This is a genomic window from Bradyrhizobium guangdongense, assembly GCF_006483445.1.
Classification (GTDB): Bacteria; Pseudomonadota; Alphaproteobacteria; order Rhizobiales; family Xanthobacteraceae; genus Bradyrhizobium; species Bradyrhizobium guangdongense_A.
Map to the genome: position 1 here is coordinate 18,142 of NZ_PPPT01000109.1, position 21,839 is coordinate 39,980.

The window sequence follows — 21,839 nt, forward strand, 5'->3', positions numbered from 1 at the left end:
TCCGTCAGATGACGGTCAGAGCACCCATGTTGATATCGACGGCGGGCCCGATCAGCGTGATCGAGGCGCCCTTTCCGTTCTGAATGAAGATCCCGAGATCGTTGACGACCAGCGTCGCGCCAGTGAGGCTTTTGAGGATGATGCCGCCGGTCGCCGGCGTCGGCGGCATGTCGCTCAGCATCAGCATGTTCTGCCCCAGCGTCTGCATGCAGATGTTCGGTGACACCGGAAGCCCTGCGAGCGCCAGAGGCGGCACGTCGGACGGCGCCCCCCAGCGGCAACCGACCCAGATCGGCTTTGACGGATCGCCGCGCTCGAACTCGACCCAGACCCCGGCCCCGATCGGCGGCACCATGTAGACGCCCATCGGAGGGCCGGTGGGCCCTGCCAGCGGCACGCAAGGCTCGGCCCAGCTCGACGGCACGAGGCCGGTGACGTCGGGCACCTCCAGCAGCAACCGCCCGCGCAGCAGCGGATCCACATTGTTGATGACCGTGCCACGATATTTTCCGTAGTAGGTGCGGATGTCCGGCGAGGTCGTCGTCGTGGTCATGGCAGCACCGCGGGTGTGTTGGAGATGAGCCCGTCGCGCGACAGGTTGAAATTCTGCTTGTATTCGCCGTGCTTGATGTTGTGGGTGACGCTGTTGACGTAATAGAGCCCGTCATAGGCGAGCCCGGCGCCGCGGACGCCGACCATCATGCGCGAGCGCAGCACGCGCCCATAGCGCAACACGTCGAGCGAGCCGCTGCCGGTGACGGAATCGTTGGCCGAGAGCAGCATCCGCAGCGCGAAATTCGCCGCCTCGATCGGGCCCAGCGCCGCCATGCCTTCGGCGAATTCGAGCTTGCTCGGCATGGTCGGCCGCGCGCCCATCGGCGGTCGCAGGATGTTGATGTTCGGCAGCGGGATCGGAAGCGGGATTTTCTTCGTCACCGGGTCCATGATGGTGATGACGACGATCTTCTTGGCGGTGCCGTCGAGGCTGAAACTCAGCGATTCCACATTGGTCAGCGCATCCATGTTGACATTGAGCGCCGGCTGCGGCGCCGGGATGCGGATGTCGGGCCCGAAATAGGCAATGCTCGATCCCGGCAAGGGGCCCGGCTCGACATAGAACACGTAGCCGCATTGGTAGGCGAGCTGCCTGATATAGGCGAGGTCGGTGCCGTTCTGGCTCGGCAGCTCCTCCAGCGGATTGGTCATGTCGGGCACGATCGGAGGGATCGCGACCGGTGCAATGCCGAGCACCGCATATTTGCCGAGGATGGCGTAGACCCGCGCCACCACCGGCATCGCGGGAAAGCGCATGAACGGCATCTCGACGAGGTCCATCATCCGGCTCAGATCCTCGCCGGTGATGGTCAGCGTCGACTTGCCGACGTCGTTGCTCGGCGAGATTTCCTGGCGCGTGACGACGCCGTCCATCAGCACGTTCGGCAGGCCATTGACGGTGGCGATGATGATGACGCGGGTGATGATCGGATCGAAATAGCCGGCCGGCAGCAACGTCGTCTCCAGCAGTGATCTCTTGCCGATCTTGAAAGAAAGCTGGAACCCGCTGGAATCCGTCGAGCTCGTCACCTGCACGCTGTCGAGCGCGTTGACCACATCCGCCAGCGCCGGCACGGGCATGCCGGGCCCGATCAGCAGCGAGAGCTGGATGCTGCCGGCCATCTAGCGAACTCCCTTCGGCGCAGGAACGCCTTCCGGCAGCGTGATGCGCAGCGTGCGCCCGATGGTCTCGATCAGTTCGTCGGGGCGGATCGCGTTGTTGGCGTCGCACAGCCGCCAATACAGCTCGGCGTCGCCGATATAGCGGGCCGACAGATTGTCGAGCCGGTCGTTGTCGGCGACGACGTGCTCCTTGATCGTTGCAAAGCGCGAGGCCTGCGGCACGAAGCGGCGGCGCAGATATTTGATTGTGCGGCCGTCGGCGCTGGTCAGCGCCGTCGTGTCGAGGCCGTAGTAGCGGCTGGTCGGCGGGAATAGCTGTGCGCCGGCCGCCGAGCTCTGCAGCAATGCGTCGAGCGTCTTGACGGCGTCGGTCATGGGATGCCTCCGATGCCGAGAGCATCGAGCCCGCTCGACGGCGCCTTCGACGACAGCATTTCCTTGCGCTGGAGATAACCGAGGAACAGTGCCCCGCCCTTGTGCGCGAAGCCGAGGTCGTTGACCGACAGGACGCGCAGGCCGAGGCTGACCTTGGCACGGATCGGGTTGAGGTTCGGATCGAAGGCTTCCTCGGTGACGCTGAATTCCGTCACGCGCACCGGCACGACGCGCTGCGCGCTCCAGACGAACAGCGCCAGCGGTGCTTCAGTCGGCGCGATCTCGATGGTGCCATAGCTCGCCTGCGAATTCTCCCCGATCAGGTCGCTGGCCAGCGGGTTGATCATCGATTCCAGCGCGGCGATCTGGGGATGCAATCCGAACTTCACGGTGTTCGGATTGTCGTTGGGGAATTCGAGCTGGTCCGAGGCGTCGAGCTCGGCCTCGATCTTGAACGTCTCGACCGCCGGTCCCTTCAGCCGCAGCGCTTCCGAGCGGTCGCCGGCCTCGCCGATGCCCTGCACCTGCAAGGTGCGCGAGACCTGATCGGGCGTGTACTGGAGCGTGATCACGCGTTTGACCGCGCCGGACGAGGGATCGACCAGCACGAGCCCGCCGCGCAAGGTTTTCGGTGAACCGGGGAAGCCTGTCATTTCGGAGCCTTCGCGGTACCTGGGTTTTGGTAGAAGTCGTCGAAGGCCTGCACCGCGGCGCCGAAGGTCGGCGACTGGAAGGCGCTCGCACTCGCGTGCTCGTTGTCGACAATTCCCTTGGCAGGGTCGCTGACTGTGAAGCCCCACTTCAGCGTGGCGTAGATGTATCCGCTGCCGGAGGCCTTGGCGGCCGTCTCGAACGAGAAGCGACGCTTGGAGTTTGCTCCCGGAAAATCCTCCAGCGACGCCTCCTTGATCATTTTTCCGATCTTTCTGCCGTCTTTGACGTGTTCTGAGCGAAGCGCATAGTCTTTGCTGTAATAGGGGGAGACGGCTCGATTCCTCTTCGCCGTACGTGGTGTACGGTTTTCGTGACCCACGTCGACAAAATATCCCTGCTCGATGCCCGCCGCCTTGTTGCCCTTCGTCATGACATTCATGCGGTTGGCTTCATCGCCCGTCCATTCAGTCTCCTTGTCAGCCTCTTTGCGAGCGCTCAGATCCTCGACGCGCGCGATCTGGAGAAGCCGGATTTTCCAGGCATTCGGCGCGTCCTCGCTCGGCTTGAATTTGATCGTTCCATACAATCCACTCTTGCCGCCGGGACGCAACACCGGTTGCATATCCAGAATGAAGTCGCCGTCGAATGTGGATTTGGTGCCGACCAGATCACGCTGGATGCGTGGCGTCACTCTGGTGACGGCATTGGGCTTGGTTCCGCCGGCTATCGGCTCACGAGGGATGGCCGCGCGCGATCCCTGCAGAGCGTCTGCAATTCGTGCGGCTTCGACTTCCGCCACATCCGATGGACGACTGACGGACAGGCCCTCATGCGGCAAAACGCTGGCGCTACCCTGCTGCACCGTGTGCACGGCTTCGTGTGCCAGCAGGCGATCGCGGCGCTCATCGGTCAGCGCGTGCGATTCCGCGCCCAGGTGAATGTCCCTGCCCAGAGCGAAGGCGCGCGCACCGAGTCTGCTTGCGGCCGCCTCCGAGGCGCGGCCGCTGTGAATACGGATGTAGCCGAGATCGTGGTTCAGCCGCTGCTCGAGCGGGCGCCGCACCTGCGCATCGAGCGGCCGCGCGGGATCGCTGGTGGCTGCACGCAACAGGCCGGTCACGGACTGACGGGCGCGCGGATTGTGTGGGCCTTCCACTCTAACGCCGCTATGCGCACGGGAATTCATTCACGCATTCCTGTAGATTGTATTGCACTGCCCATCGTCGATCGTTTCCCCGAGCGGCGCCGCGTTCGTCGAGGTCATGATGTCGGTCGCGGCCGTCCGATGAGCCCCGGAATCGAGCAAGATGTGACCCATCTCATGGGCCAACGACCGCCCCATCGCGTCGTTCGACACATACGCGGTCCGCCTCGCTAGTGCGGTCGATATGCCGGGAGGACAGGAATCGGCGCGGTTGTGACTGCTGAGCGTCGGCACATAGAATGTGCGTATTCGAGCCGACAGGCCAAAGGTCGTCGTTGCGCCATTGATCAGCCGTCGCTCCTCGACGCTTGGTGTTGCGCAGTTGCCTTCCTGAAGGATGCGGTCGGCCCCGATCCATGCCGTAGTGTCGCCGGGCGTCGCAGGCCGCTGCACCCCGGGCACGAACCTGACATTGCAGCTGGCAAATATGCCATTCGCGGTCGCGATATCGGCCGCCGGGTCCCGGTTCGACCCATCGAGCTTGACGGTATCGATCGAAACAGTCTTTTCGGTCCGGCTGCGGGTTGCGCCCGGCGGCGCGACCGCGACCGTACTGGCGATTGCGGCCGACATCACGGCAAGACGCGATTGCTGCATGGCGTTCAAAGGCGGCGCCGCGGCGTTCAGCGAAGCCTGGAAAAGCCTCAGGATGGCGCTACCGTCGCGTTGCGAGGCAAGCAGCACCCATTCGCGTTGCACGAAGTTTTCCAGGAACGCGATCGAAACGCTGAGCGCGTCGGCCGTGCTGAGCTGGCGGAACACTTCGCGGATGAAAGGCAACTCGGCGGTCGCGTTGGTCAACGCGCGCGCTCCCAGTGTGATGCCGCGGCTGGTCGCGTCCGCAAACTGCGGATCGCGCAGGAAGGTTGCGACCTCGACCGCTATTTGCGCCGCCGACGGCGCGACGGTCGCCGTTGCACGCTGATCGAGCACCGGCGCCATCGCAGGATCGAAGGCCCCGGCCAATGCGATGATCGTTTGCGGATTCACCGTCGCGACATGCGTCGTCTCGTCGATCTCGACAGGCAGCGGAACGCGCAAGCCCGCACGCCATTTCTGCATCGACGGCGGCTGCTGCGCTGGCGGCACCTGGAAATAAGTCTGATTGTAGACCAGCAGCGCCCGAGCAAGCTGATCCGCCGTGACGACATCCAGCGGCAACGGCGTGGCAGCACCAGGCGGCGTGAAGGGCGTCGCCGTAGTCCACAGCGGCAGCAATTCGAGCGCCAGCATGTGCAGTGTCATGTTTTCGCCGACGATCACGCTGAGCCTGCTCATGCCGCCGTCGAGCAGGCCGCCGCGTACGCCGACGGGGCCGACGACGGTGTCCTGGACATTGGTCGGTACGAACTGCATCCCGCTGCGCGCGGTCTGGCCCAGGTTCATGGTCAGCGGCACGGCGTCAGGCGCGCCGGTGTTGAGTCGGGACACGATCTGGGTCGACCGCACTCTGGGGCCGCCCGGCGAATGATCCGCGGCAACGGCAGCACTGATCCGCTCCGCTTCCACTTCACCAGCGCTGTGTGGGGAATCGATCTGCAATCCCCCGCCCGAGCCTGCCGCGGGCGCGCCGCGCTGCTGCACGACATGGGTCAGCTCATGCGCCAGCAGTCGCCTGCCCTGCCCGGTTGCTGGCGCGTAGTTGCCGCCGGCGAACACGATGTCGCGTCCGACCGTATAGGCGTGCGCGTTGACGGCATGGGCTGATCGTGCGGCATCGGGTCCGGTATGGACGCGGACGTCTGCAAAACTATGCGCGAAGCGCTGCTCCATGAAGGCGCGCGCATCCGGATCCAGCGGCGTCCCCGGCCTGCGCAACACCTCATCGACGATCGCCGGCGCGCGTGGCGACCCGAGACCGCCCGCGGCCTTGCGCCGCAGCTTGGTCCCGCTGCATTCCTCGCACTGCGCTCCCTCATGGTCGGCGCAGGCGCATCTGCGTTGCAGCAGCCGGATCGACGACGCCCGGGCGACCGGTTTGGCCGCAGGCGCGGCCTTGGCGGCTACGGCGCGGATCATGACGGGATACTCCGCACCAGCCGCCGCCCTGCTCCGGCGCCGATCGCCTGCGGCGTCGCCGCTGCCGCCAACTGAACCGGCGCCGTGCGCAGCGATGCGAGCGAGCGGCTGGCGCGTAGTTGCTGCGCGGTGGCGGGATTGCCGAGCTGCGCGATCAATTCCCCGGTCAAGCCCGCCGTGATCGCGTCGCGCTGCTCCGGTGGAAAACCGCGCAGCACCAGGCGGTCGATAGTGACGTGGACGCGTGGCGGGCGATGGGTCATGTCCAGCCCCGGGTTTCGGTTTCTGCCAGCGGCCGCTCCAGCTTGGCGCTTTCGGCATGGGCCGCGGCAAGCAGATGACGCATGGCGAGCGATCCGCCGTCGTCGGCTGCGAGGAAGGCCGCATTCAGCGCGATGTTGCGGATGCTGCCGCCGGTGACGTTGAGGCGGGCAAGCTTGCCGAAGTCGAGCGCGTCGGTCGGCGCTGCGGCCGGCACGCTGCGCTGCCAGATCGCCTCGCGCTGATCGAGATCGGGGAATGGAAAGTTGACGATGAAGCGCAGGCGGCGCTGGAACGAAGCATCGAGCGCGGATTTCAGATTGGTGGTCAGGATCGCGAGCCCGCGATAGGCTTCCATGCGCTGGAGGAGATAGCTGACCTCGATATTGGCGTAGCGGTCGTGGCTGTCCTTGACCTCGCTGCGCTTGCCGAACAGGGCGTCGGCCTCATCGAACAGCAGGATGGTGCCGCTCTCCTCGGCGGCATCGAACACGCGCCGCAGGTTCTTCTCGGTCTCGCCGATATATTTGCTGACCACCGACGACAGGTCGATACGGTAGAGATCGAGCGCAAGCTCGTTGGCCAACACTTCGGCAGCGAGAGTCTTGCCGGTGCCGCTCTGGCCACTGAACAGCACGGCGACGCCGAGGCCGCGCAGATGGCGGGCGCCAAAGCCCCACTCGTCATAGACCCGCGTGCGCTGCCGGACCTGCGCGGCGATTTGCCTGAGCACGCCGAGTTGGCTCGCCGGCAGAACCAGATCGTCCCAAACGGCGCGTGGCGCAATCCGCTGTGCCAGCTCGTCCAGGCCGCGCCGGCCGCCCTCGCGGCAAGCATTCCAAATCGCAACTGCGACCGGCTCGCCGACGTCGATGCGGTCGCTGACCGCGCTCCCGGCCACGGCGATGCCGCGGGCGGTGAGACGAAATTGTGCGGTCACATTATCGAGCGCGCCGTCGAGCTCGGCGCCATGCGATCCGAGAGCGGCCTGCCACAGCCGTTTCTGCTCGGCCGCATCCGGCTTGGCGAGCTCGAGGCTGAGCGTCGGACCGCGCAGACGCGCGGGCTCGCGGGCGGCGATCACGAGCGGCCCGCGAATCCGGGCCGCCAGCTCACGGACATTGGCGTTGACGGCGCCATCGCCACATTGCACCAGCAGTGCGGCCGGCAACAATGCCGCTTCACGGTCCCACAACACGACGAAATTTTCGAGTTCGGCAGCTCCCGCGGGCACGTCCTCGATCCGCAGCACGAAAAGCTGGAGCCCGCAGGCCGCCGCCGCAGCCGCAGCAACGTCCTCGGCGCCCGCCGGATCATCGCCGCCGAGATGTACGACCGCGCGCGGCAGCGACGGCCGGGTCCAGCAGGCCGCAATGCCGTTGGCGAGCGTCTGGTGCTGCGCCGCCATCACGCGCGACGGCGCGTGGATCGTGAGCAGCGGCCAAAGCCGCTGATCGAGCAGATTGATGCCGGCCAAGAAATGCAGGATACGCTCGTCGATGCGCAAGGACGCACTGGTCAGCGGATGGTTTTGCTCCATCTCGATCAGCCGCCAGCGGCGCAGGGGACGCGCGGGCGTCAGCGCGCTCCAATGCGGCTCGGCGAGCTTGCCGAGCGCGGTGGCAAAACTCGCGCCGCGCTCGCCATTGGGCTTCGCGCAGGCCACGGCAAATTGCGCGTCCATCTCCATGCCGGCGCAGAGCAGGAGGATATCGCGCTCGAACGGCGACAGCTCGAAGATGTCGGCGATCACGTCGATCGCGGCCGGCGGCGACATCGTTGCGCCGCCGCTTGCCTGGGCATCGTCTTCGCCGGCGAGCTGGCGGCGCAGGCGCGAGAGTTCCGCGACCAGATAGCGCTGGTTTTCGTCGACCCAGGTCGTTTGCAGGTCAGTCGCTGGCTGGTCAATGTCGGTCACGGCTTTACCTCGAGCTGCGGACCGATGAAGACGGGTGGCGCGACGTCATAGTTGATAAGCTGGCTGTCCACGCCGTCGACCCGCAGGCGAACCCAATACAGGCCCGGCTTCAACTGCCTGAACACGAAGGTGGGCGTCTTGGTCGGCGCCGCGAACGGATTGGCCAACACTTCGCGGCCGCCGAGCATCAGCGACACCCGCTGGTCGGGACGGACTGCGGGCGTGCAGGTCGGCGTCAGCGTCAGGCTTTGGTCGGCGGCGAGATTGACGGGCGTCGTGAAGGTCACCGCGGGCGCGACCGTCAGTGACTGGAGATTGGTGAGGCGCGGCGCAGGATCGGTGCCATGCACGAGCTGCAGCGTCGCGGCATAGATCCCGGCCGGGAAGCCTGCCGGGAAATCCACCGTCGCGAGCGGCAGCAGGAACAACACCTTCGATGCATCTGGCGTCGCCGCCGGCGGCGTGATTGCGATGGTGACGCCGAGGCGCATATTGCTGAGCAGCAGCGTGTGGCCGCTGCCGTCGAGGTCGTGGCCGTGAAATTCGACAGTGTCGCCGAGTTTTGCCGCCTTCTGAGAATGCGGCAGCACGATCTCTTCGATCTCCGGATAGGGCGAGGCCATGCTGGCGCGCACGTCGACGCCCTGCTCCAGATGTGTCACCGGATCGACCGGCCCGCGCGTCAGCACCGGCAACGGCACGCGCGCGGATTTCCGCGACTCGATCAGCACAACGGTCACCTGATAAGGCGCGGTCGGCCGGTAGTGCGAATTGATCGCGGTCCAGAGCTTTGACAGCTCCTCCGTGTTCATCACCGAGGGTGTGATCTTGATCTGCTCGATCTGGTCGGCGAGCTCGGAGGCCTGCAGCGCCTGGTAGATCGCCGGCAGCATGCTGCCGGTGACCGGCGGGCTCGGCGGATTGAGCGCGGTGCGGATCGCGGCGCGGGCCAGTACCGGCGTCTCGTGCAGGATCTGCATGGCATAGCCGAGCAACACCTCCGCCTCGAGATCCAGCGTGCCATAGGCGGTCAGGAGATAATGCAGATCGAGCGCCAGCGGCGGATTGCTGATGCGCTCGCCGGCCGCATTGCGCGAGGGGTATCCGACATTGCGCCACCCGATATTGGGCGTCGCCTGGTGCAGGAACAGGTTGAGCCGCCGCGTGGTGTCGTTGCCGAGCTCGATCGCATCGGGCGCGAGCGCCGAGACCACGACGCCGCTGCCCATGGTGCTGGCGAGATTGTGGTCGATCAGCCCGCCGTCCAGCAGGTCCTTGAGGACCGCGGTGACGCCGGCAATCGCAAGCGCGTTGCTCATGACGGCCTCCGGCCGCGCTGGCGGAGATATTCGTCGAGCGACATCGGCTTTTTGGCCGCCGCGGCAGGCTCACGGCGCGCTGGCGTTGCCGCCGGAGTGATCGCGGTGAGCTCCACCCGGCCAATATGGATGTGCACGTCAGGCGGCGGCGCGGCGTCGGACCGCGATGGGCGCGGATCGACCGGTCGATCGCGAACCGACCGTGCAGCGATCCGTGGCGCAGCCGTGGGCCGCTGATCGGCCTGGGGACGACGGGTCGTGTCGATCGGTGTTGGGTCGGGAGTTTTCACGTCCCGAAACGACGGAGGCTTATCCTCGGCTCCTCCTCGCTCGGATTCCATCATGCGCCGCCTCGGAGCTTGCGCGAGTTGCGGATCCATGACGAGGCGCGGTTCTTCTCTCTCTTTTGCCGCGCGGGCCGCCATGGGATAGCTGGAAGCCTCGCTGCCGAGCGTTCCAGGCTTCGCTTCGGCGGACGTGGGGTCGGACGGAAGCCTGGGCTCAGGCAAAACGCCCGGTGCTGCGGCATCGACGCTCGTCAGCGGCTCCGTGTATCGCTGAGGTGGTGCGCCGAACGATCGTTCGAATTGCCCGGTGTCGACGACCAAGGCGTCCGCATGCTCCGAAGGCAGCCGCATCTCACTTTGGAGCCCGCTCGCAAGGGATATCGGGTGACGCGCCGGACGGATGCCGGCGCCCTGCCCCAGCGCGCGCGTCGCCAGCCAGCGCAGATAGCCGGTCATGTCAGGCACCGTTGGAGATAAGCCTCTCGCCTGATGTCACTCAGCGCGAGGATCTGCTGCTCGCTCCAGCCATAATACATTGCAAGGGCATGCACCTCGTCGAGCAATCGCCGCCCGCGTGCTGCAATCTCCTCCCAGACGCAACCGGCGACGTCGAGCCGGTCGTCCCACGCCTCGCCGCATGCGATGCAGACGAACCCCAACTCGATGTAATCAGCACTCTCGCGCAAGGCGATCCTGCTTTCGACCTCGTCGAGCAAAGCGGGCGACCAGTCGATCTCCGGATGCACATTGAGGCAGCAGCGCTGCAACAACTGCCTGGCGGCGGCATCCACGTCGTTGTGACGCGCGACCGCGATCAGGTCCGCGCTGTTGGGCATCCGGAAGCGCAGGCCGTTGTCGATCTCGATTTCGGCTGGCCCCGTCGCCTCCGCCAGCAGGCGGACGAGGTCGAGGTCGAATTCATGCTCCTCGCCGCAGCGCGGACAATTGGTGCGGCCGGAAAAACGGCCGCCGAAGGTCGCGCAGCGCAACTTCAGGATCGCCGCATCGCGCGCGCCGATCGGCAGCTCCGCGCATCGCTCCTGACTTTCCTCCGGCAGCGCCGCCCCGAGCAGCAACAGCCCGCGCGCCACCGGACCACATCCGGCGCCGTGCTCCCAGATGCCGAGCAGTGCATGGTCTGCCAGCGCGTTCATTCCAAATGATCCCGCTACGGTTCGACGAAGGTCGGCTCGCTCGGCTCCGCGACCTCGTAGTCGCGCTCCCAGCCTTCGTTCTCGAGCTTGATGTGCTGGATCGCGACCGCGTTGGCATTGGCGTCGAGGTCCGGCAGCGACTGGAATTCCGACACCCAGGCGCGATAGACCTTGTAGGCGAGCGCGAGCTGACCGGCCTCGTTGTATACCTCGATGATGAGATCCTTGCGAAAGTCCTTCAGCGAGACCTCCATCCCGAGCCCGGAGCCGAAATTCCAGACCTTGTTTGCCCATTGCTCGAAAGCAACGTCATGAGTGACGCCGCGCTCCAGCGTGATCGCCTCGAACTTGGTGCGGCCGGGCGATTTTCGCGACGTCGAGGGATCCCCGCCTTCGCGATGCTCCACCACCTCGGTGGTGCGCTTGAGCGAGGAGCACTTTGAGATGCCCGCGACGTAGCGGCCGTCCCATTTCACGCGGAACTTGAAGTTCTTGTAGGGGTCAAAGCGTTGCGCATTGACGCTGAACTGAGCCATGGCGCGTCCTTCAGGTTTCGATCTGGCCAGCGATCTGCTGGATCTTGATAACGACGAATTCGGCGGGCTTGAGCGGCGCGAAACCGACGACGATGTTGACGATGCCGTTGTCGATGTCGGTCTGCGTCGTGGTCTCGCTGCTGCATTTGACGAAATAGGCGTCCTTCGGCGTCGCGCCCTGGAAGGCGCCTTGCCGGAACAGCGTGTTCATGAAGGCGCCGATGTTGAGCCTGATCTGCGCCCAGAGCGGCTCGTCATTCGGCTCGAACACGACCCATTGCGTTCCGCGGAACAGGCTCTCCTCGATGTACAGTGCGAGCCGGCGGATGGGGACGTATTTCCATTGCGATGCCAGCGCATCGGCACCATCAAGCGTGCGCGCGCCCCAGATCACCGTCCCGATGATCGGCAGGCTGCGGATGCTGTTGATCCCGAGCGGATTGAGGCCGCCGATCTCGTTGTCGCTGAGATTGCCGGTCAGGCCGTTGATCGAAAGGCCGAGCACGCCTTGCAGGCCGGCTTCGGTCCCCGCCGGCGCCTTCCAGACGCCGCGGGTGACATCGGTGCGGGCGAAGGTTCCCGCGACAGCGCCGCAGGGCGCAAATGACTGCAGGTTATTGTCCTGCAGCGGATCGGGCATCAACAGCCGCGGAAAATACACGGCAGCGTAGGAGCGCGTCGCGGTCACGCCGAGGGACGACGGGCTTGGCAACGGGCTCGTCGACCATGTCGACGGCGCGTCGATCAGCAGGATCGCGCGACGGGATTTGCAGTAATTGGCGGCGTCCGGCCAGGTACTGGCGTTGTCGGTTGTGGTCGGTGTGTAAGGCGGAATGCACAGCATGTTGAAGATGTCGGCGCGGTCGAGCGCGTACATTCCGGTCTTCGGGACCGCGGTGGAGTTGGCCGAAGCCGTCACCTCCGCGGAGCTGACCGCGATGCCGTCGGTGCCGGACGCTGCGGTCGCGGTCGCATTTGCCTGTATCGCAGGAGCCACCGGCGGCGTCGCACCGCTCAATCCGCTGGAGACGCGCAGCAGGGTCGATTGCTGCTTGAGCACGGTCGTGACGAAGCGGGGATCCGCGGGATCGACGGAAACGTTGAGGAACACCTCGCGCGTGCCGCTGCCGCCCTGCTTGACCGCATCGTTCTTGGTGTCGGGATCGTCGAAGATGGTCAGGTTGAAGAGCGAGACGTTGGCGGGGTCGCGGGTGTTGTGATCGACCGTCAGCTTGAGGTTCATGCCCCACGAGCCCGGACTTGCCGCTATGAAGATTTCGTTGTTGGTCAGCTTGTAATTGGCCGACGTCGCCGCCGAGCCGCCGCTGCGGGTGGCGACGCGGACGATGATCGCCTGGCTACCACCGTTCTGGAAGAATTGCTGCACGGCATAGCTCATGGTGCTGTCGCGCCACAGCCCGCCGAACTGCCGCTGGTAATCCGCAAAGCCGAAGATCGTGACCGGCTCGTCGACCGGCCCCCGCCAGGCACGACCGACAAAGGCGGCGATCGAGGTCGCCACCCCCGTGATGGTGCGCACGCCGCTCGGAAGCTCCTCGATGTAGACGCCGGGATACGTCAGGGGTACGGGCATCGGTGGTCCTTTCGATTGCGTAAGTTGATTGACCGGGTGCACGAACTGCGCGGCGCGCGGCTAGTCCTCGGGATCGTCAGGTGGATGCGCGGCACGGAAGATGACGGTGCCGTCGGGAAGCCTGCTGCTGGAGAGCCTGCGGCGGGCAACGAGATAGTCGAGTGCTTCCTGCACCGCGTCCGCGGAGTCGCCATAGCGTTGACGGCCGATCCACCAACTGCGAATGCCTGCGGCAGTATCGGCGGCGTGCGGGTGATCTGAGACGTAACGCTCGATAATGCCTGCAATCGCAATGACTCGCTCGCTATGCGCCTGCACGGATGAAACTCCGCGAAAAGACATGCCTGTGGTTTGCACGCGTCGTGCCAGCGCGGGACTGCTTGAAATCGCGAGGATTTCTCCGAGGCAGCGGCGATGGTTGAGTTGAATTCGCCTCAGCTCCGAGGGACGCGCGGCCCGGCAACCGGCTGCTCGTGCGCTCTTCCTGCGAGGTGGGGCGTTTTGCCCGCATGAGGGAAATTGTCCCCCTTTCAGGTACGGTTGCAGAATACAGCCTTTGGTTGCAAAATAGAATGACGGGAACCGGCGCTTCTGCTATGACGCGACCAGCGGAACAGCCGGAGACACGGCATGACGGGGGTTCGCATCCAGCAACGGCCGGGCGGCACATCGTCGCACGCCAATGCGGTCACGGATTTGCCGGCCCATCACAGGCCCGCAGCCAAAGGCGCAAACACGATATTGCAGCCGGATGCCAGCCATGCCGTCACGCGTGCGCTGGCGTCGCCGGCACATTCGCTCGACGCAGCGACCAGAACGATGATGGAACCGCGCTTCGGGCGTGACTTCGGCGACATCAGGATTCACACGGGCCACAAGGCGGAGGTGTCGGCCGGCCTTGTCGATGCGAATGCCTACACGGTAGGTCGCGACATTGTCTTCGGGCGCGGCCGCTATGCTCCGCATTCGGCGGAGGGCAAGCGCCTGCTCGCGCACGAGCTCATGCATGTCATGCAACAGACCCCGTCGCCCGGCCGTCATGCACCGCCCCAGAGTCTCGGCTCGACCAACGATGCGCTCGAAGCCGAGGCACGCGCAGCCGAGACCGCGCCGCACTCAGCCACGGCCATCGCCTCGACACGCGCCCTTTCCCCGCAGTCGCCGGTGATCCAGCGCGATGGCCCCGCGAAGGACACTAAGCCCGCGGCCACCAAAGCCACCGGCTATCCGACAGCGTGGCAGGCGGCCCATGCGGCGCTCGCGATCTGCAATCCAAAATCGATCAAGTCAAAGGACCCCGCCAACATCATGTCGTCGGGCAATGAATATGGCGGGTTGATCTACAAGATCGGCGACGAGTTCTTTTTCACCGAGGCCGTGGTTGGCCAGGGCGCCGGCAGTGAAAGCGCCGCAGTCGATCCGTGGCAGGCACTCGACAAGGTGCCAGAGGCCGCCAAGCACAGCATCGTCGGCGACTATCACACCCACGGTGCACCACCCGACCCGAAGCGCGATCCGCGTGAACGGGTCAAGGATCCCGGTGAGGATTTTTCCGGCCATCACGCCGACGTCGATCCCCTGAGCAAGACCGTGATCACCGGGACCGAGAAGAAGACGGGCGACATCTGGGAAGTTCGCGACGACCTCACCAAGCACAAGGCCAGCATCCTCAATCCGGAAACCTACACCGCGTTCCTCGCGACGCCGACGGGCCGGTTCACGCTGTTCATCCCGAAGAAGAACATCGTGTTCAGCTTCAGCCCGGACCCGCGTCTGGTGCCTCCCGAGCAGAAGCCGCAGGCCGCGTCCTACGCACATTAGGTGCGCGCAGCATGACGTCCCTGCTCGTCAGCGCGGGTTGCGCGGCGAACCGGTCCGGAACCGGTCGGAGGCCAGGCCGTGCTTCTTGACCAGCTTATTGAGTGTGCTGCGATCTTTTTGCGAGATGCGCGCGGCCAGCGAGACATTGCCACAGGCTTCGGTCAGCAGATGACGCAGATAATTCTTCTCGAACTCGGCGATCGCCCGCGCCTTGGCCGATTTGAACGTCTCGTCGGCATCGATCCGGGCGCAGTCCGCTTCGGCGTCCGCCAGCTGCGCGGCGCCGATCCGGATCACCTCGCCGTCCGCAAGCAAGAATTCGCGCAGCATCAGGTTTTCCAGTTCGCGGATGTTGCCAGGCCAGTCATGCGACAGCAGCCAGGCGATCGATCTGGCATGAAGGCGCTTGCGGGAGCGCTCATACTGGGTGGCGAAACGATCGAGAAAATGCTCCGCGAGCAGCACGACGTCACGGCCGCGCTCGCACAAGGGCGGCATGGTCACGTTCAGAATACTGAGGCGGAACAGCAGGTCGCGGCGAAACTCGCCGCGGCGAACCATTCCCTCGAGATCGATATTGCTGGACGCGACGATCCGCAGGTCGCTGTTGGCGACCTGGCGCCCGCCCACCGGACGGTAGGTGTGATCCTGCAGAAAACGCAGCAGCACGACCTGGGCGCGCGGGCTCATCGCCTCGACTTCATCGAGGAGCAACGTACCGCCCTCGGCTTGCGCGACCAATCCCCTGCTGGAACTCTTGGCGTCGGTGAACGCGCCCCGCTCATGGCCGAACAATTCGCTTTCGAGCAGATTGTCGGGCAACGCGCCGCAATTGACAGGGATGAACGGGAATTCGCGGCGGCGACTGAGATAATGCAGCGCGCGCGCAGCAAGCTCCTTGCCGGTTCCGGTGTCGCCCTGGATCAGGACCGTGGCATCGACATCAGCAATCCGCTCGATGACCCGCAGCGTCTCGCGGAATATCGGCGAGGCGCCGAGCAGACTGAGCCGCGTGAACGCGCTTTCGGAGGATTCATGTCGTCGCTGCCGCCAAGCCTCGATCTCGGTCATCGGAAAAATGCCGCTTTCGAAATGACGTGAAAACTCTAATTTAGCTACCTTCGGTTGACAATGAGACATTTCGACGGCAAAGCCATGTTGCAAGGGCTGCGCCGGAAATTCTCGCCCCAGATCGCGGATTCCTGAGAACAATTAAAGGTTGCAATTCCAGATTCTCTTCGCAACTTTCCGCGAGCAGGATCAAATTGGGACGATGGGGCCCGTTGCGCGGGCTTTCGGGAACCTGATCGAGGAACGACAGTTTTGTCGAAACACCCATCGGCCCATTGTTGAACCTGTCGCACAGGTTGTATCTTTGCACGCTACGCCTGAACGGGTTAGGCTGACGACGGCGGCTGATCAGAGGAGGTCGCGATGGCGATTCAGTATGGCGTGCTTCGGGCACGCCCTGACCGGTACAAGCGTGAAGACGACGCCTCGACACCGCACCTGCAGATTCGCGCCGTCGACATTTCGGGCCAACCGTGGCGGATTGCCGTGAACGTGCAGTCGGATGGCGGCTCCCAGGTGGCGTTTTGGATCGTCGACCCGCTTGTGGCCCATCCGCTCCTCACGTCGCTGCCGGCGACGGCGCCGGGATTCAGTGTCGTCGCACGAGACGCGGGCCACGCGCTCGACTACGTCAAGGCGCCCCTGTTCACGTGGACCGAAGGTCGATCGCTGCCGCCATCCGGCAGCGCGAGTAGCGACGACCTGCAGGACCTGCTGTCCTTATATCTTGACCAGTGCAAGGCTGCCGGCGGCGAGGTATACGCGTTCGGAGCGAAGTTCGATCGGAATCTGCACAAGCCGATCGATGCCGAGTTCGGCAATTTGGACGGTCTCCACGGCATTCATGACATCCACTTGAACCAGGGTAATGTCGGTCAGCACAGTGACGACAATGGCGTGTTTCACGACGGCGGATTGATCCTGAAGTTTCCCGATCGGTATCTCGGTCTCTTCTTGGGCTTCCAGACCCAGCGGATTCCGACCGACGCCGCAGGCAACGCCGCTGCCGGCGCAACGCCGATAAGCCAGCTTATCGGTGGAAGACCCCCGCCCCCGCCCGAAGCCGCCGCGTCCACGATCTATATCGAGCGTGCGCTGATCAATCCGGGCGGCCCGGACGCAGGCCGTGAGATCGTGGTTCTGGCCAACCTCGCGACGAGCGCTCAGACGCTCACGAACTGGCGGCTCGTGGACAAGAATGCACGCGTGACTGCAATCAATGCGACCATCGGGTCGGGACAGTCGATCCTGCTCACACTCGACGGCACCGGCGTGCAGCTCGGAAACCAGGGTGGTAATTTGATGCTTCAGGATTCGCTGAACGCTCAAGTTGACGCTATCACCTACACGGCCGCGGACGCGTCAGTCGAGAACCGATACATTCGCTTCCGACGCTGAAATCAAGACTGCTATGCGAGATGCCGCACTTCGCGCGGATATCGGTGATGGCTGGCCTGTCGAGCCGCCGCTCGCGACCACGGCCCGCCTTCGCTGGTGGGCTTCGGCGCCACAGCCTTCTCTCGCTTCGCGAGCGAAGGCTGGAGCGGGTGAAGGGAATCGAACCCTCGTATTCAGCTTGGAAGGCTGCTGCTCTACCATTGAGCTACACCCGCGCTGGGGATCACCTAACACGGCGGAACGGCCGCCTCAACCGTCCTGCACGACTTGGCCAAAATCCCGGTTCCAACCCTAAACCCTTGCGATTCCGGCCTTAACAGCGGCGCTGCCGCGCCCTATATTAAGGTCTCCCGAAACCAACGAAAGGAGGTGATCCAGTGTCTTATCTCAAGCGCTGTCACCTCGCTGGGATCGCCCGCTAAGCTTCTCGTAAGAGGGCCTGGCAACGGGGCGCTCTCAGCCCTGGACCAGCGAGACAAGAGATAGGGGCGCGACGGGGTCACTCCCGCCGCGCCTTTTCTTTTGAGCGATCGTCTAGAGTTTCCGTTCCGACGGAATCGGAACGGAAACTCTAGATTCTTGTTTTGACGCGTTTTCTTGACGCGAACCGGTGTCCATTTCGCTGGAAAACGCTCTATCCGGATGAACCCGACAGCACCTCGCGAAGCTTCAGCGACAACTCCGCCTTCCGGTAGGGCTTTCTGAGCAGCGCCACGCCGGGATCGAGATGGCCGTCATGCATGACGGTGTCGTCGGTGTAGCCCGAGGTGTACAGCACTTTCAGGCCCGCACGGCGCGCCCGGATCGTGTCGGCCAATTCCTTGCCGTTCATGCCGCCCGGCATGATCATGTCGGTGAACAAGAGATCGAATTTGGCGCCCTGCTCGACGAGCGCGAGGGCTGCCGCACCGTCGCCGGCAACCAGCGTGCGATAACCGAGACTGCCGAGCTGGGCGATCACGTAGCCCTGCACCAGCGGGTCGTCCTCGACCACCAGGATCGTCTCGTGTCCGCGCGAGGTACCTCGCGCCTGCATCGGCTCGGCACGCACCGCTGCCTGGCCTTCCGAGCGCGGCAGATACAATCGCACGACCGTGCCGCGGCCCTCCTCGCTCTCGATCCTGACGGCGCCGCCGGTCTGTCGCGCAAAACCATAGACCATGCTGAGGCCGAGCCCGGTGCCCTGCCCGACCCCTTTGGTGGTGAAGAACGGCTCGAACACCCGGTCGCGAATCTCGGCGGGAATGCCATGACCGGTGTCGGTGACCGCGACCATGACGAATTCGCCGGGTGCAATGTCGCCGTCGCCGGAGCCGGCGGTCGCATCCAGCACAACGTTGGCGGTCTCGAGCTTCAACCGCCCGCCGCCCGGCATGGCGTCGCGCGCGTTGACGGCGAGATTGACGATGGCCGAGGAGAGCTGCGACGGATCGGCCATCGCGCACCACGCATCCTCGGTGAGCGCGGTCTCGATGCTGATATGCTCGCCGAGGATCGGCTTGAGCAGCCGCGCGGTATCGAGCACGAGGCCGTTGACGTCGATCTCGCGCGGCTCGAGCGGCTGGCGGCGGGCGAAAGTCAGGAGTTGCGAGGTGATCTCGGCGCCACGCGCTGCCGCATCGTCGATGAGCTGGGCGATGGCGGCGAGCTGCGGCTTGTCAGCGAGCCCCTCCTGCAGGATCTCGATCGTGCCGGTGATGACCGTGAGCACGTTGTTGAAGTCGTGCGCGACGCCGCCGGTGAGCTGCCCGATCGCGTCCATCTTCTGCGACTGCCGCAGCCGCTCCTCGGTCTCGTGCTGCTCGGTGAAGTCGGTGGCCGATCCGCGATAACCGAGAAAGCGGCCGTCATCGCCGAAGACCGGCTGGCCGTTGACGCTGACATGACGCATGCGTCCGGACGCGTCGCGGCCGCTATACTCGAACTTCCGGAACGGTACATGCCTGTCCAGCAAGGCGATGTGGTCGCGCCATTTCTGCGGATTGCTGTCGCGGTCGGCCGCCCTGTCGTCACGGCGCTTGCCGATCACGTCATCGCGGCCGAAGCCGAAATTATACGCGCGGTCCGAGAGATAGGTAAATGTGTGATCGGGTCCGGTCTCCCAGAACCAGTCGGACGCGGTCTCGGCATAGTCGCGAAAGCGCTGCTCGCTGCGCCGCGCGTCCTCTTCGGCGCGCTGCCGGATCAACAGGTCCTGTTCGAGTTGGGCGTTGGCCAGGCGCAGTTCGCCATAAGCGCGCTGCAGGCTCGCGCACATGGCGTTGAAGGCGTCGATCATCTTGTCGAGTTCGTCCGGATCGCGTGGCCGCCGGCGGTCGAGCTCGAGCGGCGGCGGCGGCCGCGTCAGATTGTATTTGCTGACGAAGCCGGCGATGGCGACGAGATGCCGGGTCACCAGCAGATAGAACATGTAGATGATGAAGAACGAGACCAGAAAGGTCTTTGCCGCCTGGCTCGCCAGAATCACCAGTGCGCGATTGACGAGCTGCCGGTAAACTTCCGTCAGCGTCGCCTTCACCTGGAGCACGCCAATCTGGCGACTGGTCCCAGCCACGACGTAGGTGAGCGGATAGTCCCGCTCGATTGCCGCGCGCGTCGTGGTTTCGCCGACTTCGATACGGATGGGATTGGGGCGGTCGGCGATCTCGCGAACCTCGACGGAGCGAATGTCGGGCAGACGCAGGATGCCGTTGAGCTGAAGCCGGATCTGGTTCTGATCGAGATTCCACAGGCTCTCGCCGAGGCTGCCGAGATAGCTTCGACCGATTTCGTCGAGGCGCGTCTCGATGGCGCTCACCTCGCGATCATAGTCCAGATAGAGCTGCAACGCGGTCAGGGTCAGCGTCACGACCGAGCTGAACAGGAGAACCGCGGCCAGCAGGCGCGGACCGATGCCGCCGCCGAGCCAGTTGAAGGCCCGGGACAAACGGGGAGCGAGAAGCGGCGGCGTAATCGGCGCTCCGATACCGCTCAGCTCGTCCTTCGAGGCCGCCGGCGCAACGACGCGCTTGCGGCCGAAATCGTTATCTCCACTGCCCATGCACCACTCCCCCGTGATGGCGGCATCCCTGCCGAGGCCGGTCCCACGCAGCCTCGAGCAGCCAACATCGGCCTACTCCTCCAAGACTTGACCCGCTCGCGTAGCCTTCCTGCCAGCCCCTGGGCGATTGGATTCGTCGGGGGTCACATTTTGCGCCCAGCGGCGGGAAGCCGGCACAAACTAGCACCGCGCATGCTAAAATGACATCGGTGAAAGTTCGGAGGCGCCCCGATACGGACGGCCGACGGTCGCGGATTCCCCGCGAGCGGAAGGTATCCGCGGAATGGACCACCTTCCGGTAGATCGCGTTGATCCCTCAATCCAGCGGTAGCAATGGACGGGAAAGGAGACGCGTCATGTGGCGGACATTACTCATCGGCGCGCTGCTGCTGCTCCATGGCGGCCCGGCACAGGCACAATCGGTGCTTCGGCTGGCGCGCATAGCCGACATCCCGGATCAATATGTCGGCGGCGAAATGCTGCGGGCCGTCTACGCGCGGTTGAACATCAGGCTCGAATTCGAGGACGTTCCTGGCAAGCGCGCGCTCGCGCTCTCGAGCGCCGGCGAGCTCGATGGCGAGATCCAGAGAATCGCCAACCTCTCGAAGGACTATCCGACGCTGGTGCAAATCTCGCCGCCGATCAATTATATCGAGCCCTCGGTCTTCACGACCAGACTTCGCTTCGACGTCGCCGGCTGGGATTCGATCAAGGAGTACAGTATCGGCATCGTGCGCGGCGTCGGTTCGTCGGAGGCCGGCACGCGAGGCATGAGCCGCGTCACCGCGGCCACCAGCCTGGAAAACATGATCCAGATGCTCGATGCCGACCGCTTCGACCTGATCGTGACAGATCTGTTCAGCGGGCTGGTCGCGGTGCGCAAGCTCAACCTGGAGAACCGCATCTATCCGCTGTCCCCGCCGCTTCAGCGGATCTACATCCATCACTATTTGCACGAGCGGCACCGCGATCTCGCCCCGAAGGTCGGCAAGGCGATCGCGGACATGGAGGCCAGTGGCGAGCTGGCTCAACTACGGGCCTCGCTGGTCAAGCAGGTTCTGGGAGAGCGTTAGGGCCAGAACGAGATCAGGCGAAGGCGCTCGCGCAGCGCTACGATTGCAATCAGCATTCCGATGGCCCAGGCAAGCGCGGCGCGGTCGAAATCGGCACTGAAGAGCCATGTGAACACGCTGGCCACCGCGCAAGGTGCGATTGCCTGATTGGTTCGGCTTGCAAGGGAAAGAACGAAGGGAAGCGCCGCAATCAGCACGGTTGAAAGGGTCATGTCGCGCAAGCTCTCTCGGCGGCCGCGCGATCAGAAGCCGCACACGTTCAGCGACCGCGGGCGCTTGCCGCGCCGGCTTTCGACGATCTGCTCGCCGCCGTTCGAGGCCGAACTGCCGTAATAGCGATGGTGACCGGACTGATCGTGCAGATCGGCCGAATCGGATTGCGCCGACCGGCGCGCGTCACAAATGATCTTGATGCTTGAACCCGACATTGCCGCCTCC

General features: G+C 64.7%; 21 protein-coding genes and 1 tRNA gene. 3 read left to right on the plus strand and 19 right to left on the minus strand.

Annotated elements, in window-relative coordinates; translation table 11 throughout:
- Nucleotides 1-4: 4 nt before the first annotated feature.
- From C2U70_RS15945 to C2U70_RS16010, 14 genes are all read right to left on the minus strand, one after another.
- Nucleotides 5-553 carry a phage baseplate assembly protein V gene (locus C2U70_RS15945; RefSeq protein ID WP_140979380.1) on the minus strand — a complete coding sequence of 183 codons (549 nt, stop codon included), beginning with the start codon at nucleotides 551-553 and terminating at the stop codon, nucleotides 5-7.
- Nucleotides 550-1,677 carry a hypothetical protein gene (locus C2U70_RS15950; protein ID WP_140979381.1) on the minus strand — a complete coding sequence of 376 codons (1,128 nt, stop codon included), beginning with the start codon at nucleotides 1,675-1,677 and terminating at the stop codon, nucleotides 550-552. Before C2U70_RS15950 ends, C2U70_RS15945 begins: the two co-directional genes overlap by 4 nt.
- The gene (locus C2U70_RS15955) at nucleotides 1,678-2,052 is read right to left on the minus strand and encodes a LysM domain-containing protein (protein ID WP_186294292.1); all 375 of its coding nucleotides are present in this window, start codon (nucleotides 2,050-2,052) and stop codon (nucleotides 1,678-1,680) included. It abuts the gene before it with no gap.
- Nucleotides 2,049-2,705, minus strand: a complete 657-nt coding sequence (locus C2U70_RS15960) for a hypothetical protein (RefSeq protein ID WP_140979382.1) — start codon at nucleotides 2,703-2,705, stop codon at nucleotides 2,049-2,051. The genes C2U70_RS15955 and C2U70_RS15960 overlap by 4 nt, the downstream gene beginning before the upstream one ends.
- Nucleotides 2,702-3,892, minus strand: coding sequence for an eCIS core domain-containing protein (locus tag C2U70_RS15965; RefSeq protein WP_140979383.1), 1,191 nt, complete (start codon nucleotides 3,890-3,892; stop codon nucleotides 2,702-2,704). Before C2U70_RS15965 ends, C2U70_RS15960 begins: the two co-directional genes overlap by 4 nt.
- Nucleotides 3,893-5,929 (minus strand): eCIS core domain-containing protein, encoded by a 2,037-nt coding sequence (locus C2U70_RS15970; protein ID WP_140979384.1) that lies wholly within the window; start codon nucleotides 5,927-5,929, stop codon nucleotides 3,893-3,895.
- The gene (locus C2U70_RS15975; protein ID WP_140979385.1) at nucleotides 5,926-6,192 is read right to left on the minus strand and encodes a hypothetical protein; all 267 of its coding nucleotides are present in this window, start codon (nucleotides 6,190-6,192) and stop codon (nucleotides 5,926-5,928) included. The genes C2U70_RS15970 and C2U70_RS15975 overlap by 4 nt, the downstream gene beginning before the upstream one ends.
- The gene (locus tag C2U70_RS15980) at nucleotides 6,189-8,108 is read right to left on the minus strand and encodes an ATP-binding protein (protein WP_246666760.1); all 1,920 of its coding nucleotides are present in this window, start codon (nucleotides 8,106-8,108) and stop codon (nucleotides 6,189-6,191) included. The genes C2U70_RS15975 and C2U70_RS15980 overlap by 4 nt, the downstream gene beginning before the upstream one ends.
- Entirely contained in the window at nucleotides 8,105-9,427 is a 1,323-nt protein-coding gene (locus tag C2U70_RS15985) for a DUF4255 domain-containing protein (RefSeq protein ID WP_140979386.1), read from the minus strand. Before C2U70_RS15985 ends, C2U70_RS15980 begins: the two co-directional genes overlap by 4 nt.
- Nucleotides 9,424-10,170 (minus strand): hypothetical protein, encoded by a 747-nt coding sequence (locus C2U70_RS15990; RefSeq protein WP_140979387.1) that lies wholly within the window; start codon nucleotides 10,168-10,170, stop codon nucleotides 9,424-9,426. Before C2U70_RS15990 ends, C2U70_RS15985 begins: the two co-directional genes overlap by 4 nt.
- Entirely contained in the window at nucleotides 10,167-10,805 is a 639-nt protein-coding gene (locus C2U70_RS15995) for a hypothetical protein (RefSeq protein ID WP_140979388.1), read from the minus strand. Before C2U70_RS15995 ends, C2U70_RS15990 begins: the two co-directional genes overlap by 4 nt.
- A 77-nt stretch (nucleotides 10,806-10,882) precedes the next feature.
- Nucleotides 10,883-11,404, minus strand: a complete 522-nt coding sequence (locus tag C2U70_RS16000) for a phage tail protein (protein WP_140979389.1) — start codon at nucleotides 11,402-11,404, stop codon at nucleotides 10,883-10,885.
- 10 nt (nucleotides 11,405-11,414) lie between these two features.
- Nucleotides 11,415-12,998, minus strand: a complete 1,584-nt coding sequence (locus tag C2U70_RS16005) for a phage tail sheath family protein (RefSeq protein WP_140979390.1) — start codon at nucleotides 12,996-12,998, stop codon at nucleotides 11,415-11,417.
- 60 nt (nucleotides 12,999-13,058) lie between these two features.
- Nucleotides 13,059-13,316, minus strand: coding sequence for a hypothetical protein (locus tag C2U70_RS16010; protein ID WP_140979391.1), 258 nt, complete (start codon nucleotides 13,314-13,316; stop codon nucleotides 13,059-13,061).
- A 312-nt stretch (nucleotides 13,317-13,628) separates the two neighbouring features.
- Here C2U70_RS16010 and C2U70_RS16015 point away from each other — a divergent pair, with 312 nt between their 5' ends.
- Nucleotides 13,629-14,819 carry an eCIS core domain-containing protein gene (locus C2U70_RS16015; RefSeq protein ID WP_140979392.1) on the plus strand — a complete coding sequence of 397 codons (1,191 nt, stop codon included), beginning with the start codon at nucleotides 13,629-13,631 and terminating at the stop codon, nucleotides 14,817-14,819.
- Between the two features lie 27 nt (nucleotides 14,820-14,846).
- Here the strand turns inward: C2U70_RS16015 and C2U70_RS16020 are convergent, their stop codons facing one another.
- Entirely contained in the window at nucleotides 14,847-15,890 is a 1,044-nt protein-coding gene (locus C2U70_RS16020) for a sigma-54 interaction domain-containing protein (protein ID WP_140979393.1), read from the minus strand.
- A gap of 363 nt (nucleotides 15,891-16,253) precedes the next feature.
- On the opposite strand from C2U70_RS16020, the gene C2U70_RS16025 reads away from it, so the two are divergent.
- A complete protein-coding gene (locus C2U70_RS16025) occupies nucleotides 16,254-17,288 on the plus strand; it encodes a DUF2278 family protein (protein WP_140979394.1) in 1,035 nt (344 codons plus the stop codon).
- 141 nt (nucleotides 17,289-17,429) lie between these two features.
- On the opposite strand, the gene C2U70_RS16030 is transcribed toward C2U70_RS16025, so the two are convergent.
- Nucleotides 17,430-17,503, minus strand: a tRNA-Gly gene (locus tag C2U70_RS16030).
- 419 nt (nucleotides 17,504-17,922) lie between these two features.
- Nucleotides 17,923-20,328 carry an ATP-binding protein gene (locus C2U70_RS16035; protein ID WP_140979395.1) on the minus strand — a complete coding sequence of 802 codons (2,406 nt, stop codon included), beginning with the start codon at nucleotides 20,326-20,328 and terminating at the stop codon, nucleotides 17,923-17,925.
- A gap of 356 nt (nucleotides 20,329-20,684) precedes the next feature.
- Between C2U70_RS16035 and C2U70_RS16040 the strand changes: the two genes are divergently transcribed.
- Nucleotides 20,685-21,401, plus strand: a complete 717-nt coding sequence (locus tag C2U70_RS16040; RefSeq protein WP_140979396.1) for a substrate-binding periplasmic protein — start codon at nucleotides 20,685-20,687, stop codon at nucleotides 21,399-21,401.
- Here the strand turns inward: C2U70_RS16040 and C2U70_RS16045 are convergent.
- Nucleotides 21,398-21,613 (minus strand): hypothetical protein, encoded by a 216-nt coding sequence (locus tag C2U70_RS16045; RefSeq protein WP_140979430.1) that lies wholly within the window; start codon nucleotides 21,611-21,613, stop codon nucleotides 21,398-21,400. The two genes, C2U70_RS16040 and C2U70_RS16045, sit on opposite strands and share 4 nt — an antisense overlap.
- A 30-nt stretch (nucleotides 21,614-21,643) precedes the next feature.
- Nucleotides 21,644-21,829, minus strand: a complete 186-nt coding sequence (locus tag C2U70_RS16050) for a hypothetical protein (protein ID WP_140979397.1) — start codon at nucleotides 21,827-21,829, stop codon at nucleotides 21,644-21,646.
- Nucleotides 21,830-21,839: the final 10 nt, after the last annotated feature.